Below are 16025 nucleotides of genomic sequence, written 5' to 3'. Positions count from 1 at the left end.
CCCTATTCGGCTTGCGGCGCGCGCTGGAAACCGAAGGTGTGCGGTACGCTGGCATAGGCCAGCGGCTGTACGGCAATCTCCTTGCCGTCATGCAACAACACCAAGTTTCCCCGAGCATTTTCCAGCCAGGCCAGCAGGGCCTCGTCGCCAGCCACCTGTCCGTCGATGCGCAGCGACGCCAGCACCTGCGCCATGTCGCGGTCATCGACCTGCGCCACGCTGTCGCCCTGGCGCAGGATCAGCGCGCCGTTGTCGCATAGCCAGGCGGCGTCGATGGTCGCCAGTGGCGCGCCTGTCTGCAAGACAAAACCGTGCTGCGGATCGCTGCGGGCGATGTACGGCGTCGCTTCCAAATTCAAATACACGCGCTGCGGGCCATTCTGGAAAAACCAGCAGCCCCGTTCGTCATGGTCGTAATTGCGGTTGATAAATCCCAACAGCGCTGTGTGGGCGATCTTGTCGCCGGGCAATTCTTGCTGTTGCGCTTGCTGGTCGCGCATGCGCCAGTGGCCGCGCGCATCGAGGCCCAGCCAGCCGTAGCAGTGGGGCACGTTCGGCCATTTGGCCAGCGCCTGTTTGACGAGTTCATCCATGTTTAGCGTTTTCCATATGCGTTTGCGCGCTAGCAGCGTGACAGCTTTGCGGCGAAGAGGGCGCCGTGTTGCCGCCTTCAAAAAAGGCGATCAGGCGTTGCGGCAGCCAGCGTGTGCTTCCTGGTAACTTGCCAGCGGCAAAGCCGACATGGCCGCCGTGGCGCGGATACTCCAGCGTGACTTGCGGCGCGGCGCTGCGCGGCAAGTAGCGCCCGGGCAGGAAAGGGTCGTTTTGCGCATTCAGCACCAGGGTCGGCACGCTGATGTCCTGCAAGACGTGCTTGGCGCTGGCGCGGTGCCAGTAATCGTCGGCGTCGCGGTAGCCGTGCAGGGGCGCCGTGACGATATTGTCGAAGGCATGCAAGTCGCGCGCGGCCAGCATGGCGTCGCGTGCAAACAGGCCGGGAAACTGTTCCAGCTTGGCCAGGCATTTGGGCTTGAGCGTGTTCAGGAACATGCGCGTGTAGAGCCGGTTGGCGCCGGACGACAGGGCCTTGCCCCCTTGCGCCAGGTCCAGCGGGGCCGACACGGCCACCGCCGCATCGATGAACTCGGCCTGGTGCTGCGACTGGCCCAGCCAGCACAGCAGGGCGTTGCCGCCCAGCGAGACGCCGGCCGCGTAAAATTTTCCCGTCGCGCGCGGGCGCACTCGCTGCACGATCCAGTCCACTTCCTGCGCATCGCCCGAATGGTAAAAACGGGGCGCCAGGTTGGCTTCGCCCGAGCAGCCGCGAAAATGCGGCACGGCGCCCGACCAGCCGCGCGCGGCCACCTCGGCCATCAGGGCGCGCGCGTAGTGGCTGTTCGACGAGCCTTCCAGCCCGTGGAACAGCACCACGAAGGGCTGGCCCGGCCGGCCGTCCACCAAGTCGACATCGACGAAGTCGCCATCGGGCGCTTGCCAGCGTTCGCGGCGGTAGGCCATGGCCGGCTTGGCGAGGCACACGGCCGGGTAAATCGTCTGCGCGTGGCCGCCCGGCAGCCAGAGCGGGGCGGTATAGGATAGGGGCAACGTCATCAATGCAGGATCTGCGCTCCCGTGGCATCGGCCGGCGCGCCGCCGGGGGCGACGGAGGCGTGGTGCAGCACGATGCGCCAGCCGCGCGGCGTTTTCACATACACATTTGTCGCCAGCAAGTGCGCCGGAGCGCCTTCTTCCTGGGTGACGCCTTCGATGACGGTGTGCACCGAGCTCATCAAATTGTGCGTTTCATGCAGCTGTGCCGGCACGATGTGCAGGCCGCCGCCCGTCAAAATAGTTTCCCACGAGGCGCGGATGGCGGCATGGCCGATCAGGCGCGCGCCGCCCGGGTGGATGCAGACGATCTCTTCATCGTCGGCCCATAGCGCCATCAGCGCTTCAAGGTCGGCGCGGTGCAAGGCATCGTAGAACGCCGCTTCGACTTCGGCGGCGCTGCCATTGAGTTCTTTCAGACGTTTCATGACGACTCCGGCTTGAGCGGTACAACTAAGTTGATGCAAATAAAAACGGCGCGCTGGGGGCGCGCCGCTGGGCAGTTTAATGATGGCCGGCGCTGGCGCCTTCCTTCAGGGTATACGCCGTGCCGCAGTAGGGGCACTTGGCGATGCCGTCTTTGTTGAATTCCAGAAACACGCGCGGATGCGACGACCACAGCGGCATGGCCGGGTTAGGGCAGTGGGCTGGCAAGTCTTTACTGTCGAGTTCGACCGCTGGCTGGGTGGTTTTTGTCATCTTGTCATGCTCCGTGAGGCTGTATGGAAGGAAGTCGGCTGCTGCCAAAAGTACGATTTTAACGGATTCAGGCAGACAGCAAAAATCATGGCTAAAATGGCGGCTTGATCATCTGCGGCTGCGGCGCGGGTTTTTGCGACAATATGGCAGCTGCAGCGCCACACTGACTGGATTTGCCTTGCCGGTATTACCGTTGCGTAGCCTTTCTCCGCGCACCATTGTTGTGCTGTTACCACAGTGCGCCCATCGGAGCGCCGCGTGAACGCCGTCCCGGCCGCCAGCGACGATGCCCTGCTGAAAGACGCCTGGCGCGCCGGCCTGACACTGGGCGCGCCCAGCCTGCTGGGCATCGCCGCCTGGGGCATGGTGGTGGGCGTGGCCATGGTGAAAAGCGGCCTGACTGTAGCGCAGGCGGGGGCGATGACGCTGTTCGTGTTTGCCGGCTCGGCCCAGCTCGCCTCCCTGCCCCTGCTGGCGGCGCACGCCCCCGTGTGGGTGATTTTCGCCACGGCCCTCGTCGTCAATTTGCGTTTTGTCATCTTTTCCGTGTTGCTGGCCCCCCATTTTTCCCATTTGCCGTGGCGCCAGCGCTTTGCGCTCGGCTATGTGGCGGGCGATATCACGGTGGGCCTGTTCCTGCAGCGCTATCCCCATGAAACACCGGACCCGGCCAAGCTGCCCTTTCTCAAGGGGCTGATTTACCCCAACTGGCTGGCCTGGCAAATCGGTTCCTTCATCGGCATCGTGCTGGGTGCCGTCGTCCCTGCCGAATGGGGGCTGGGTTTTGCCGGGACCCTGGCGATCCTGTGCGTCACCGTGCCCCTGATCCTCAACCGCGCCGCTTTGTGCGGCGTGCTGGTGGCGGGCACGGTGGCCGTGCTGGCGTTCAGCCTGCCATACAAGCTGGGTTTGCTGGTGGCCGTGGTGGTGGGCATGGTCAGCGCCATGGCCGTGGAAGAATTGACCGAGAAATGGAACAAACGCCATGTTTGACGGCATAGACTGGGGCAGGACCGATGTGTGGATCGCCATCGCCGTGCTGGTGGTGGCCACGGCCGCCACGCGCAGCACCTTCTGGCTGGTCGGCCATCACATCAGCATTCCGCGCAGGATCAACGAGATGCTGCGCTATGCGCCGGCCTGCGCGCTGGCGGCCATCATCGCGCCCGACATGCTGATGGAGGGGCAGCAAGTGTACTTCGAATTGTCGAATTTGAAACTCTTGTCGGGTATTGCCGCTACGCTCTTTTTCGTGATGCGCCGCAATATGCTGCAAACCATTGTGTTTGGCATGCTGGTTTTCACGGGCTTGCGACTGTTGCATGTTTTTCAGTAAAGCAGGACAAATCGGGGATGTGGTCTGGTCATTGCGGTAAAATAGCGCACTTCCTTCCACTCGTCATCTGGATCGCCATGTCAGCTGTTCTCAACTTCAACCGTCTGCAAGATTTGATCGCCCAAAATGCACTGCAAGGCAAGCGCGTGTTTATCCGCGCCGACCTGAACGTCCCGCAAGATGACAGTGGCAAGATCACCGAAGATACGCGCATCCGCGCCTCGGTGCCGGCCATCCGCGCCGCCCTCGACGCTGGCGCCGCCGTCATGGTGACGTCGCACCTGGGCCGTCCGACGGAAGGCGAGTTCAAGCCGGCCGACAGCCTGGCCCCCGTGGCCGCCCGCTTGTCCGAGTTGCTGGGCCAGGAAGTGGCACTGAAACAAAACTGGATCGATGGCGCCGGCCTGGAAAATCTGGCTGCCGGCCAGGTGGTCCTGCTGGAAAACGTGCGCGTGAACAAGGGCGAAAAGAAAAACAACGATGAGCTGGCGCAAAAAATGGCGAAACTGTGCGATATCTACGTCAATGACGCGTTCGGCACGGCCCACCGCGCCGAAGCGTCCACGCACGGCATCGCCAAGTTCGCGCCCGTCGCCTGCGCCGGCCCGCTGCTGGCCGCCGAACTCGATGCGCTGGGGAAAGCCTTGCACGCACCGGCCCGCCCCTTGCTGGCCATCGTCGCCGGTTCGAAAGTGTCGAGCAAGCTGACCATTTTGAAAGCCCTGTCCGACAAAGTCGATCATCTGATCGTCGGCGGCGGCATCGCCAACACCTTCATGAAGGCCGTCGGCTTGAACGTGGGCAAGTCGCTGGTGGAAGCGGAACTCGTCGAAGAAGCCAAGGCCATCATCGAGATCATGGCCAAGCGCGGCGCGCAAGTGCCGATTCCCGTCGATGTCGTGTGCGCCAAGGAGTTCTCGCCCACGGCTGTGGCGACCGTCAAGGACGTGGCCGACGTGACGGACGACGACATGATCCTCGATATCGGCCCGAAAACGGCGGCCCTGCTGGCGCAGCAGATCGCTGCCGCCGGCACCATCGTGTGGAACGGCCCCGTGGGCGTGTTCGAATTCGACCAGTTCGGCCACGGCACCAGAACCTTGGCGCTGGCCATTGCCGAATCGAAAGCATTTTCCATCGCCGGCGGTGGCGATACCCTGGCGGCGATTGCCAAATACGACATTACCGATAAAATCAGCTATATCTCGACGGGCGGCGGCGCTTTCCTGGAGTTTCTGGAAGGCAAGACTTTACCCGCAGTGGAAATTCTGGTGCAACGTGCTGGCTGATACCGTCTGACTGTAGTGCTACCAAGCGCAGCCTGACCGCTGCGCTTTTACCTTGCCGGATGCAGCATCTTGCCGGCCTTGCTCACTTTCGCTCGCGCACAAGGATTCCTATGCCACGTGGTACAAAAATCGTAGCAACAATCGGCCCCGCCTCCACTGACTTCGATATCCTGGTCAAAATGATACGTGCGGGTGTCGACGTGGTGCGTTTGAATTTTTCCCACGGCCAGGCGCAAGACCATATCGACCGCGCCGCGCTGGTACGCCTGGCGGCGCTTGAGTGCGGCCGGGAAGTGGCCATCATGGCCGACATGCAGGGCCCGAAAATTCGCGTCGGCAAGTTTGAAAACACGCGCATCGAGCTCGAAGCTGGCGAGCGCTTCATCCTCGACGCCAAGTGGGGCGAGAATGGCGAACTGGGCAACCAGGAACGGGTCGGCCTCGATTACAAGGCCTTGCCGCGCGACCTGCACAAGGGCGACGTGCTGCTGCTGAACGACGGCCTCATTGTGCTGATCGTCGAGCGCATCCATGGCAGTGAAATCCACACCACCGTCAAGATAGGCGGCGAGTTGTCGAACAACAAGGGCATCAACCGTCAGGGCGGCGGCCTGTCCGCGCCTGCGCTGACGGCCAAGGATATGGAAGATATCAAGACGGCCATGAGTTTCCAGGCCGACTATCTGGCCATTTCCTTCCCGAAATGCGCGACCGACATGGAAATGGCGCGCCAGCTGGCCAATATCGCGGGCGAAGCGTATCACCACAAGCCGATGATGATCGCCAAGATCGAGCGGGCGGAAGCCATTCCCGCCCTGCAAGAAATTCTCGACGCTTCCGACGGCATCATGGTGGCGCGCGGCGATCTGGCCGTGGAAGTGGGCAATGCGGCCGTGCCGGCCTTGCAGAAGCGCATGATCAAGATGGCGCGCGCGTCGAATAAACTGGCCATTACTGCCACGCAGATGATGGAATCGATGATCGTCAACGCCGTGCCCACCCGCGCGGAAGTGTCCGACGTGGCCAATGCCGTGTTGGACGGCACGGACGCCGTCATGACGTCGGCCGAGACGGCCTCGGGCAAGTACCCGATCGAGACGGTGGAAATGATGGCCGCCATCTGCGTCGAAGCGGAACAGTCCGAATACAACAAGCTTGATGCTGATTTCCTCAACGTCACGTTTACCCGCATCGACCAGTCGATCGCGTATGGCGCCCTGTTTACGGCCCATCACTTGCGCGTGAAAGCCATCGTGGCGCTGACGGAATCCGGTTCCACCGCCTTGTGGATGAGCCGCCACAGCATCGACACGCCGATCTACGCGCTCACGCCCAGTGTGACAACCTTGCGCAAAGCCGCGCTGTACCGCAATGTTCGGGCGTATCATCTGATGCAGAACGCCCCCAGCGCGCAAGTGCTGAAGCAGGCGGAAGCGCTGCTGGTGGCGCAGGGCATCGTCAAAAAGGGTGACATGATCGTCGTTACCTGGGGCGAGCCGATGGGCCAGGCGGGCGGCACGAATGCCCTGAAAATCGTCACAGTCGGCGAATTCGAATAAGAACGCCCACAAACCGCCCAGGGCGTTGTTAGTCGTACTGCCTTCGGCAACGCGCCTAGCCCTGAACAGTTTGTTGGACGTTCTTGTGTCATGTAGTTGAAGAATTCAGGCGCCGGCGCGGTCATCGACCGCGAAGCGCCGCAACGGTTTCTATTGTTCTCTGGAGTATTACCATGTCTCTCGTATCCATGCGTCAACTGCTGGACCATGCCGCCGAAAACGGTTATGGCATTCCTGCTTTCAACGTCAACAACCTGGAGCAAGTGCAAGCCATCATGGCTGCCGCCGATGCGCTCAACAGCCCGGTGATCATGCAAGCGTCCGCTGGCGCGCGCAAGTACGCCGGTGAAGCCTTCCTGCGCCACCTGATCGACGCCGCCGTCGAAGCGTATCCGCACATTCCCGTCGTCATGCACCAGGATCATGGCCAGTCGCCAGCCGTCTGCATGGCTGCCATCCGCTCGGGCTTCACGTCCGTGATGATGGACGGTTCGCTGGAAGCGGACGGAAAATCGGTCGCTTCCTACGAATACAACGTGGAAGTATCGCGTGAAGTGGTGAAATTCTCGCACGCCATCGGCGTGACGGTGGAAGCGGAACTGGGCGTGCTCGGTTCGCTGGAAACCATGAAGGGCGACAAGGAAGACGGCCACGGCGCCGACGGCACCATGACGCGCGAGCAACTGTTGACGGACGTGGCGCAAGCGGCCGATTTCGTGCAGCGCACCCAGTGCGACGCCCTGGCGATCGCCATCGGCACCTCGCACGGCGCGTACAAATTCACGCGCAAGCCAACGGGCGACATCCTGGCCATCGACCGCATCAAGGAAATCCACGCGCGCATCCCGAACACCCACCTGGTGATGCATGGTTCCTCGTCGGTGCCGCAGGAATTGCTGGCCATCATCCGCGAATTTGGCGGCGACATGAAGGAAACCTATGGCGTGCCGGTGGAAGAAATCCAGGAAGGCATCCGTCACGGCGTGCGCAAGATCAACATCGACACCGACATCCGCCTGGCGATGACGGCAGCGATCCGCAAGTATCTGTTTGAAAACCCGTCGAAATTCGACCCGCGCGACTACCTGAAGCCAGCCCGCCTGGCCGCCGAGCAAATCGTGCGCGCCCGCATGCAAGCCTTCGGCTGCGAAGGCCAGGCCTCGAAAATCAAGGTCGTTACGATGGAAAAAATGGCCGAGCGCTACAAGGCCGGCGAGCTGTCGCAAATTGTGAAGTAAAATTCTGTCTGGAACGGGCCGGAAGCGGTATCTCCGTGCCCGATTTTCTCGACCGGCGGGCGCCTTTCCTGCCTGCCGGTTTCGTTTCATCCAACTATTCCCCCGCTATGAACAGCCTCTATCAGACTTCCATCCATTCCCTGCCATTGCTGGGCCACGGCAAGGTCCGCGACAACTATGCCGTTGGCGACGACAAGATCCTGATCGTCACCACGGACCGCCTGTCGGCCTTCGATGTCGTCATGAACGAGCCTATCCCCGGCAAGGGCAAGGTGCTCAATCACATGAGCGACTTCTGGTTCGAGAAACTGGGCCACATCGTGCCGAACCACCTGACCGGCGTGGCGCCGGAATCCGTGGTGGCGCCCGAGGAAGTGGAGCAAGTCAAGGGCCGTGCCGTCGTGGCCAAGCGCTTGAAACCCATCATGGTAGAGGCAGTCGTGCGCGGCTACATCATCGGTTCGGGCTGGAAAGACTATCAAGATACAGGCAGCATCTGCGGCATCAAGTTGCCAGCCGGCCTGCAACAGGCGGAAAAACTGCCGGAGCCGATCTTCACCCCGGCGGCCAAGGCCGAGCTGGGCGAGCATGATGAAAACATCAGCTTTGCTGAAATGGAAGAGCGCATCGGCGCGGAACTGGCTGCCAAGATGCGCGACGTCGCCATCGCCCTGTACAAGGCTGCGGCCGAGTACGCGGCCACGCGCGGCATCATCATCGCCGACACCAAGTTCGAATTCGGCCTGGACGACAATGGCGTCATGCATCTGATGGATGAAGTGCTGACGGCCGACTCGTCGCGCTTCTGGCCCGCCGATTCGTATCAGCCTGGCATCTCGCCGCCGTCGTTCGACAAGCAATTCGTGCGCGACTACCTGGAAACCTTGACCTGGGGCAAGACTGCACCGGCGCCTGCGCTGCCAGCCGACGTCATCGAAAAAACCCAGTCCAAGTATTTTGAAGCCATCGAGCGCCTGACGGGCGAGAAGCTGAAGGCCTGAGATGAGCGAGCACAATAAGCCGCTGGTCGGCGTCATCATGGGGTCGTCCTCGGACTGGGAGGTGATGCAGAACGCGGTTGCCATCCTGAAACAGTTTGGCGTGCCGTACGAAGCGCAAGTCATTTCCGCGCACCGCATGCCCGACGCAATGTATGCCTACGCAAAAAGCGCGCGCGCGCGCGGCTTGCGCGCCATCATCGCCGGCGCCGGCGGCGCGGCCCACCTGCCTGGCATGGTGGCGGCGATGACCATCGTGCCCGTGCTGGGCGTGCCCGTGCCATCGAAATACTTGCGCGGCGAAGATTCCATGCTGTCGATCCTGCAAATGCCCAAGGGCGTGCCGGTGGCCACCTTCGCCATCGGCGAAGCGGGCGCGGCAAATGCGGCGTTGACGGCGGTGGCGATGCTTGCCGCTAACGACGACGCCCTGGCCGACCAGCTCGAAGCCTTCCGTGCCACGCAAACGGCCGCCGCCAAGGCCATGGTCTTGCCTGAATAATGTGTTTGAAAAATAATGAATAGTAAATCGACTTCCCCATTGTTGCCCGTCGCCAACCCACCGGCGTGGCTGGGCGTGATGGGCGGCGGCCAGCTCGGCCGCATGTTTGCCCAGGCCGCCCAGGGCATGGGCTATCAGGTGGCTGTACTGGAACCGTCGGACGCCTGCCCTGCGGGGCAGGTGGCGCAGCGCCTCATCAATGCCGGCTACAGCGATGCCGCCGGCCTCGACGCCCTGGCCGCACAATGCCTGGCCGTCACCACGGAATTCGAGAACGTGTCCGCCGACAGCCTGTCGCGCCTGGCCGAACGCGTGTTCGTCGCGCCCGATGCGCATGGCGTGTCGGTGGCGCAAGACCGCATCGCGGAAAAGCGTTTCTTTGTCGCCTGCGCGGGCAAATCCGGCGTGCTGCCGGCGCCGCACATGGTGATTGCCACGCAGCACGATATCGACGACATAGCCGACGACTTGCTGCCAGGCATACTGAAAACCGTGCGCATGGGCTATGACGGCAAGGGCCAGTTCCGCGTGCGTACGCGCGACGAAGTGCGCGCCGCCTTCGCGGAAATGGGACAAGTTACTTGCCTGTTGGAAAAGATGCTGCCGTTGGCGTATGAAGTGTCGGTGCTGACGGCGCGCGGCGTGGACGGCGAATCGGTCGTGTACCCGATCGCCGAAAACGTACACCGCGACGGCGTGCTGTTTACCACCACCGTGCCGGGCCCGAACGTGTCGGACGACTGCGCCGCCAAGGCGCAGCGGGCGGCGCAAGCCATGGTCGCCGAACTCGGCTATGTCGGCGTGCTGTGCATCGAATTTTTCGTGCTTGACGATGGCAGCCTGGTGGTCAATGAAATGGCGCCGCGTCCGCACAACAGCGGCCATTACACGATGGATGCCTGCGTCACCAGCCAGTTCGCGCAGCAGGTGCGGGCCATGGCGCGCCTGCCGCTGGGCGACGTGCGCCAGCATTCGCCTGCCGTGATGCTCAACATCCTGGGCGACGCCTGGTTTGCCGACGGCAGCGATGTTGCCAGCGAACCGGCGTGGGACCAGGTGCTGGCGTTGCCGGGTGCCTGTTTGCATCTGTACGGCAAGGACGATCCGCGTCGCGGGCGCAAGATGGGCCACCTGACCTTGATCGCGGCCACCTTGCAAGAAGCGCAGCAGCGCCTGCGCGACGCTTGCCTGATCCTGGGAATCGCGCCGTGAGCGTGCCCGCACAAGACCTGGCAGCGGCTGTTGCAGTGCTGGAAGCGGGCGGCCTCGTCGCTTTCCCGACGGAAACTGTGTACGGCCTGGGCGCCGATGCGGAAAACCCGGTCGCCGTGGCGCGCATCTACGAAGCCAAGGGCCGTCCCTCGGACCACCCCGTGATCGTGCACGTGGCGCCTGGCGCCGACTTGGCGCACTGGTCCGATGACATTCCGGCCGAGGCGCAGCAACTGGTGGCCGCCTTCTGGCCCGGTCCGCTGACCCTGATCGTCAAGCGCGCCGCGCATATTCCCGACGCCGTCTCCGGCGGCCAGGATACGGTGGGCTTGCGTTGCCCGTCGCACCCGGTGGCTATCGCATTGCTAGGCACCTTCAAGGGTGGCAAGGGCGGCCTGGCGGCGCCGTCGGCAAACAAATTCGGCAATGTCAGTCCAACCACGGCGCAGCATGTGCGCGATGAATTCGCGGTGGAACTGGACAGCGGCTTGCTGGGCCTGGTCCTCGATGGCGGGCAGAGCGAGGTGGGCATCGAGTCGACCATCATCGACCTGTCGCGCCTGGCCACGCACGGTCCCGTGCTGCTGCGTCCCGGTCATATCAGCAGCGCACAGATCGCTGCCGTGATTGGCCGCGCACCGGCTGTGGCGGACGCGGCCGCGCCGCGTGCCTCGGGCACGCTGGAATCGCATTACGCGCCACACACGCCTGTTGCGATGCAACACAGCGACGACGTGCGCGCCACCTTGAACCGCTTGCTCAACGACGGGCGCCGCGTGGCCCTGATCCATTACTCGGATCTGCCGCCGGCCAGCGCCAGCGTGCGCCTGGCAGCGACCCCGGAAAACTACGCGCATGCGCTGTATGCCTCGCTGCGCACGATGGATCAGGTCGGCGCCGAACTGATACTCGTCGAAGCACCGCCCACCGGCCCCGAGTGGCTGGGCGTGAATGACCGTTTGCGGCGCGCCGCGTTCGGCTCAAGTGCTATCTTACAGCAGCTTCTGTCCGCATCATGAAAAGCCCCGAAAGGGGCTTTTTCTTGATGCAGCGCAATAGAGATGCTTGCCACGAACCATCTTAAATCCTCCATAATTCATCCGATCGCCCGCTAGTGACAGGGCGCTGTCGGTGTTGTTATTTCGTTGATTTTTAAAACATATTTTCTATACAAGCCTACAGAACGATGGCATATTAGTTGGGTAGCGAATAGCACGCCCGTTCGTTTAGAAACCAGAAAAAAGACCGAGGAGACAAAATGCATCAAACAAAATTCGCGCTGGCCGTGCTGGCTGCGGCTGTCCTGGCAGGTTGCGGCGGTGCCAGTGGCGGTGATCAAGCCTTGAAAGTCAAATACACGGCGCAGGTGTCGTTCGGCGACAGCCTGTCCGATGTCGGTTCGTATGCCGTCGGCACGGTGCTGGCGAAAGGTGGCGGCAAGTTCACCATCAATGGCGACAATACCAAGATCAATCCTGAACTGACGGGCAAGAACTGGACCGAGCATCTGGCCGCGCAATTCGGCCTGGCCGCGCCATGCGCCGCCGAAACTGGCCTGGAAGGCAATGCGTTGAAGGGCTTGGCCGTGCCGCGCGTCAAGCATGCTGGTTGCTACGGCTACGCCATGGGCGGCTCGCGCGTGACCAATCCGTTTGGCCCGAACAACAAGGTGACGGGCAGCGAGCTGGGCGCCCTGACCGTGCCCGTGGTGACGCAGATCGCGAACCACCTCGCCGTTTCCGGCGGCAAGTTCAGCGGCACGGAAGCCGTTTTCGTGATGGCCGGCGGTAACGACGTGCTGTTCTTGCTGGGTGATTTGCAAGCGAAGGCGACCGCAGCTGGTCAGGCGGCAGGCGCGACTGCTGGTGCCGCTGCCGGCGCGAAAGCCTTTGCCACCAATTTGGTCGCGGCCTTCGCTGCTCACGCCGCCAATCCTGCCACGGCGGCGCAAGCCATCGGCGCCGCCGTGGCGGCTGCCGCCGCAGCGCCCGGCGCCACCTCCGCATCGATCGTGGGTGCTGCCGTGCAAGCTGCCGTTATTGCCGGTGATCCGGGAATATCTTCGCAAACCGTGTATGGTCCGCTGGTGGCCAAGGCGCAAGCCGATGCCACCGTTACCGGTAACGCCGCCGGCGCCGCTGCAGGCGCCAAGGCCGGTGCCGATTACGCCGCAGCGAACGGACCTGCATTGGTTGGCGCCATGAAACAGGCTGGCACCGAACTGGTAGCGCTGGTCAAGGACCAGATCATTGCCAAGGGCGCCAACTATGTGGTGGTCAACAATCTGCCGGACGTGGCCGGTACACCATCGGGCTTGAGCAAGGATGCCAATACCAAGGCGCTCATCAATGCCATGGTCAGCACCTTCAATGGCGAACTGAGCGGCGGCCTGAGCGGCAATGCGAAAGTCTTGCTGGTCGACGTGTTTGCCGTCAGCCATGACCAGGGCGTCAATCCCGGCCCGTATGGCTTGACCAATGTCAGCGAGACGGCGTGCGACCTGACCGCGCCAGGCAATATCCTGGGCAGCTCGCTGGTGTGCAATGGCACGAACCTGAAGGCGGGCGACGTCAGCCACTACGCGTATGCCGACGATGTGCATCCTACGCCGTTCAATAACCTGTTGCTGGCCCGTTACGTGGCCAAGGACATGGTCGTGCGGGGCTGGCTGTAAGGGATGGCCGTACCGGCTGTGCCTGGGAGGCGCGGCCGGTGTCGGCAGCGACAAGACTCGATAGCGGAACACTCCGCACATAATGAATCAGGAGACAAGATGAAGAATCGTTTGAATACCGCTGTACGCGTGCTGGCTGCAGCTGCCGCGATGGCCATGGCGACGGGCGCTTCGGCGCAAAGCGCAGGCACCTGGATGGTCAAGGCTGGCATCAACAAGATCACGCCGCACGTGGACAGTGGCGACATTTCCGCACCGGCACTGCCGGGCACCAAGGCCGATGTCAAGGCAGATACCAAGCCCATCCTGAGCTTTGCCTACATGCTCACGGACAATTTTTCCGCTGAAATGATCCTCGGCGTGCCGTACAAGCACGACCTGGTGGGCGATGGTGCCATCAAGGGCACGGGCAAGCTGGGCACGGCAGAAGTGTTGCCGCCGACGGCCTTCATCCAGTACCGTTTCTTCCAGCCCAATGCGATGATCCGCCCTTACGTGGGCGCAGGCTTGACGTATGCTTATTTCCAGAAGGAAACCGGCTCGGGTCAGATGACGGCCTTGCTGGATCCGGGTGGAAAACCAGTCACCTACCGCATGGACAACAAGCTGACAGGCAGCCTGGTGGTGGGCAGTACCGTGGCCATCAACGAGCGCTGGTTTGCCGATGTGGCCGTGGTCAAGACCTACCTGAAAACCAAGGCGAAATTCTCGACGGGGCAGACGCAGGACATCAAGCTCGACCCGGTTGCCGTGAGTATCAGCATCGGGTACAACTTTACCTTGTAAAATAAAAAATCCGCCTCGGCGGATTTTTTTTGTCCCGCTCAGGCTGGCGGTATATTGAATTTTCCATTGTGGAAGATCAAGGGCGGCTGCGCGGCAAACGCGCATTGCTCCACTTCGCCCACGAAAATGACGTGGTCGCCTTCCGGATAGCGGCTGCGGTTGTGGCATTCGAACCACGCCGACGCGCCTTTCAGGATGGGCTGGCCCGTGCGCGACAGTTCGTATTCGACGTCGTCGAAGGGATTCGGCGTGCGGCGCGCAAAACGCTGCGCCAGTTCCGCCTGCTCGGCGCCCAGCACATTGATGACGTAATGCGAGTTGCCGCTGAAAATGGGCATGCTGTTTGCCACGGAACCGAGGCTCCACAGTACCAGGGGCGGCGACAGCGAGACGGAATTGAAGGAGCTGGCCGTCAAGCCGCGGAAACTGCCATCGGCCAGGCGCGTGGTAATGACCGTCACGCCGGTGGCAAACTGCGACAGCGCCTGGCGGAAATGTGTCGTATCGAATTCTTGCGCTGGCGCGCGGGGAGAGCGTGTGTTCATGGGTGACCTGTCTATTTGCTGACATTATGCCAAAAATCGGCCATGCCAGCGCAATCGTGGCCAGCAGGCCTGTCGATGCGGCCTGACGCACGTCCCATCGGGCTACACGCGCGCCGGCCTTGTCTCCTGCGCATACATGTAGTTGCGCGACCAGGGCAGGGTGGAGGAACGCCGTCCCGCCTTCACGCAGACGATCTGGTACAGGCTGATCAGGTCTTGTTCGAAGGCATACGCGCAGCCGGCCAGGTAGACGTGCCAGATGCGGAAGCGCCGTTCGCCCGCCAGAGGACGAATTTGCTCGGCATGGGCTTCGAAATTCTCCGTCCACAGGGCGCAGGTGCGCGCATAATGGCGGCGCAGGTTTTCCACGTCCAGCACTTCCAGGCCCCCTTGCTGCATGGTCTTGAGCACATTGCCGATGTGCGCCAGTTCGCCGTGCGGAAACACATATTTCTCGATGAACTCACCGCCGCCATATGGCGTTTCGCCATTCTCCGGGTCGGTGGAGGTGATACCGTGGTTCATCGCCATGCCGTGCGGCGCCAGCAGCTTGTTGATGATGGCAAAGTACTCGGGTAAATGCTTGAGGCCCACGTGCTCGAACATGCCCACGCTGGTGATGCGGTCGAACTGCCCCGCCACGTCGCGGTAGTCTTGCAGGCGAATCTCGACCAGGTGCGCGAGGCCGGCCGCCGCCACGCGCTCGCGCGCCAGCGCGTACTGGTTTTCCGACAGGGTCACGCCCACGCAGCGGGCGCCATATTGCTGCGCGGCACGGATGACCAGCGCGCCCCAGCCGCAGCCGATGTCGAGCAGGGTCTGGCCCGGCTGCAGCTGGATTTTCTTCAGGATATGGTCGATCTTCTTGACCTGCGCCTGCGCCAGCGTTTCATCGCCATCTTCAAAATAGGCGCAGGAATACACGAGGGCGGGGTCGAGAAACTGTTCATAGAAGGCGTTCGACACATCGTAGTGGTAGCGGATGGCTTCGGCATCCTTGCTCTTGTCGTGCGTAAAGCTGCGCACGATGCGGGCCAGCTTGCCTTCCGGTTTCAGGGTATTGCGCGCCAGCGCATTGCAGATGGAAATCATGTCCTGGGCCGTGCCCCTGACTTCGATATTGCCTTCCACATAGGCCGAGCCCAGATTGGCCAGCGACGGGTTCAGCAGATAGCGCGCCGAGGCGACGGTCGGCAGCCGGATGGTGACGCGCGGCGTTTCGCTGGATAGGTCCACATGCTGGCCATTCCACAATTCTATACGGAGCGGCAAGGCGGTCTTGCTGCGGATGCTGGCGACCCAGGACTTGAGTTGGTTTTGTACAAACAAAATGGCCTCCAATGCAGCGGCCCCGGCTGGGGCCGCAAATTGAGAAACAATGTTATTTAGTAACTTCTACTCTCGTAGCCTACACCTATATTGACCAGCTTGCTTTGCGCCGCCTTGACTGCGCAGGGCGATTGCATGAAGCATCAGGTCGGCAAGCCCAAGACCTTGGCGAGATAGTCGGCATTCCAGCCAGCTTTTAAGCGTTTGGTAGCGATGCCGGCCTTGGTTGTCTTTTCGTTTTTCAGTAAAT

General features: G+C 62.2%; 17 protein-coding genes. 11 read left to right on the top strand and 6 right to left on the bottom strand.

What is annotated here, in order from left to right; genetic code table 11:
• Window positions 1-2: 2 nt before the first annotated feature.
• The 4 genes from CSZ94_RS09395 to CSZ94_RS09380 form a co-directional block, all read right to left on the bottom strand.
• A complete protein-coding gene (locus tag CSZ94_RS09395; RefSeq protein ID WP_102121250.1) occupies window positions 3-593 on the bottom strand; it encodes a DUF2946 family protein in 591 nt (196 codons plus the stop codon).
• Entirely contained in the window at window positions 586-1611 is a 1026-nt protein-coding gene (locus CSZ94_RS09390; protein WP_102121249.1) for a YheT family hydrolase, read from the bottom strand. The genes CSZ94_RS09395 and CSZ94_RS09390 overlap by 8 nt, the downstream gene beginning before the upstream one ends.
• A complete protein-coding gene (locus tag CSZ94_RS09385; protein ID WP_102121248.1) occupies window positions 1611-2036 on the bottom strand; it encodes a YybH family protein in 426 nt (141 codons plus the stop codon). Before CSZ94_RS09385 ends, CSZ94_RS09390 begins: the two co-directional genes overlap by 1 nt.
• Window positions 2037-2112: 76 nt before the next feature.
• A complete protein-coding gene (locus CSZ94_RS09380; protein ID WP_034780619.1) occupies window positions 2113-2307 on the bottom strand; it encodes a zinc-finger domain-containing protein in 195 nt (64 codons plus the stop codon).
• 258 nt (window positions 2308-2565) lie between these two features.
• Between CSZ94_RS09380 and CSZ94_RS09375 the strand changes: the two genes are divergently transcribed.
• The 11 genes from CSZ94_RS09375 (at window position 2566) to CSZ94_RS09325 (ending at window position 13901) form a co-directional block, all read left to right on the top strand.
• The gene (locus CSZ94_RS09375; RefSeq protein WP_102121247.1) at window positions 2566-3300 is read left to right on the top strand and encodes an AzlC family ABC transporter permease; all 735 of its coding nucleotides are present in this window, start codon (window positions 2566-2568) and stop codon (window positions 3298-3300) included.
• A complete protein-coding gene (locus tag CSZ94_RS09370) occupies window positions 3293-3643 on the top strand; it encodes an AzlD domain-containing protein (RefSeq protein ID WP_102121246.1) in 351 nt (116 codons plus the stop codon). The genes CSZ94_RS09375 and CSZ94_RS09370 overlap by 8 nt, the downstream gene beginning before the upstream one ends.
• A gap of 77 nt (window positions 3644-3720) precedes the next feature.
• Complete coding sequence (locus tag CSZ94_RS09365; RefSeq protein ID WP_102121245.1) at window positions 3721-4932, top strand: phosphoglycerate kinase; 1212 nt, start codon at window positions 3721-3723, stop codon at window positions 4930-4932.
• A gap of 110 nt (window positions 4933-5042) precedes the next feature.
• On the top strand, window positions 5043-6491 hold the full coding sequence (gene pyk, locus CSZ94_RS09360; protein WP_102121244.1) for a pyruvate kinase: 1449 nt from the start codon (window positions 5043-5045) through the stop codon (window positions 6489-6491).
• 173 nt (window positions 6492-6664) lie between these two features.
• A complete protein-coding gene (gene fba, locus CSZ94_RS09355) occupies window positions 6665-7729 on the top strand; it encodes a class II fructose-bisphosphate aldolase (RefSeq protein WP_102121243.1) in 1065 nt (354 codons plus the stop codon).
• A gap of 107 nt (window positions 7730-7836) precedes the next feature.
• Entirely contained in the window at window positions 7837-8730 is an 894-nt protein-coding gene (locus CSZ94_RS09350) for a phosphoribosylaminoimidazolesuccinocarboxamide synthase (protein WP_102121242.1), read from the top strand.
• A 1-nt stretch (window position 8731) separates the two neighbouring features.
• Window positions 8732-9229 (top strand): 5-(carboxyamino)imidazole ribonucleotide mutase, encoded by a 498-nt coding sequence (gene purE, locus CSZ94_RS09345; protein WP_102121241.1) that lies wholly within the window; start codon window positions 8732-8734, stop codon window positions 9227-9229.
• 15 nt (window positions 9230-9244) lie between these two features.
• The gene (locus CSZ94_RS09340; RefSeq protein WP_102121240.1) at window positions 9245-10441 is read left to right on the top strand and encodes a 5-(carboxyamino)imidazole ribonucleotide synthase; all 1197 of its coding nucleotides are present in this window, start codon (window positions 9245-9247) and stop codon (window positions 10439-10441) included.
• Window positions 10438-11460 (top strand): L-threonylcarbamoyladenylate synthase, encoded by a 1023-nt coding sequence (locus CSZ94_RS09335; RefSeq protein ID WP_102121239.1) that lies wholly within the window; start codon window positions 10438-10440, stop codon window positions 11458-11460. Before CSZ94_RS09340 ends, CSZ94_RS09335 begins: the two co-directional genes overlap by 4 nt.
• Before the next feature lie 239 nt (window positions 11461-11699).
• Complete coding sequence (locus tag CSZ94_RS09330; protein WP_102121238.1) at window positions 11700-13115, top strand: SGNH/GDSL hydrolase family protein; 1416 nt, start codon at window positions 11700-11702, stop codon at window positions 13113-13115.
• A gap of 99 nt (window positions 13116-13214) precedes the next feature.
• A complete protein-coding gene (locus tag CSZ94_RS09325) occupies window positions 13215-13901 on the top strand; it encodes an OmpW/AlkL family protein (protein WP_180977417.1) in 687 nt (228 codons plus the stop codon).
• Between the two features lie 38 nt (window positions 13902-13939).
• Here CSZ94_RS09325 and CSZ94_RS09320 read toward each other — a convergent pair whose 3' ends face one another.
• Window positions 13940-14446, bottom strand: a complete 507-nt coding sequence (locus CSZ94_RS09320) for a flavin reductase family protein (protein WP_071075349.1) — start codon at window positions 14444-14446, stop codon at window positions 13940-13942.
• Window positions 14447-14548: 102 nt separating this feature from the next.
• Complete coding sequence (locus CSZ94_RS09315; protein WP_102121309.1) at window positions 14549-15775, bottom strand: SAM-dependent methyltransferase; 1227 nt, start codon at window positions 15773-15775, stop codon at window positions 14549-14551.
• Between the last annotated feature and the right edge of the window lie 250 nt (window positions 15776-16025).

This window comes from Janthinobacterium sp. ROICE36 (assembly GCF_002869965.1).
In the GTDB taxonomy this organism is placed as follows: Bacteria; Pseudomonadota; Gammaproteobacteria; order Burkholderiales; family Burkholderiaceae_D; genus Janthinobacterium.
The sequence above is the reverse complement of the archived record's forward strand: the minus strand, read 5'-3'. Positions and strand labels throughout refer to the sequence as shown.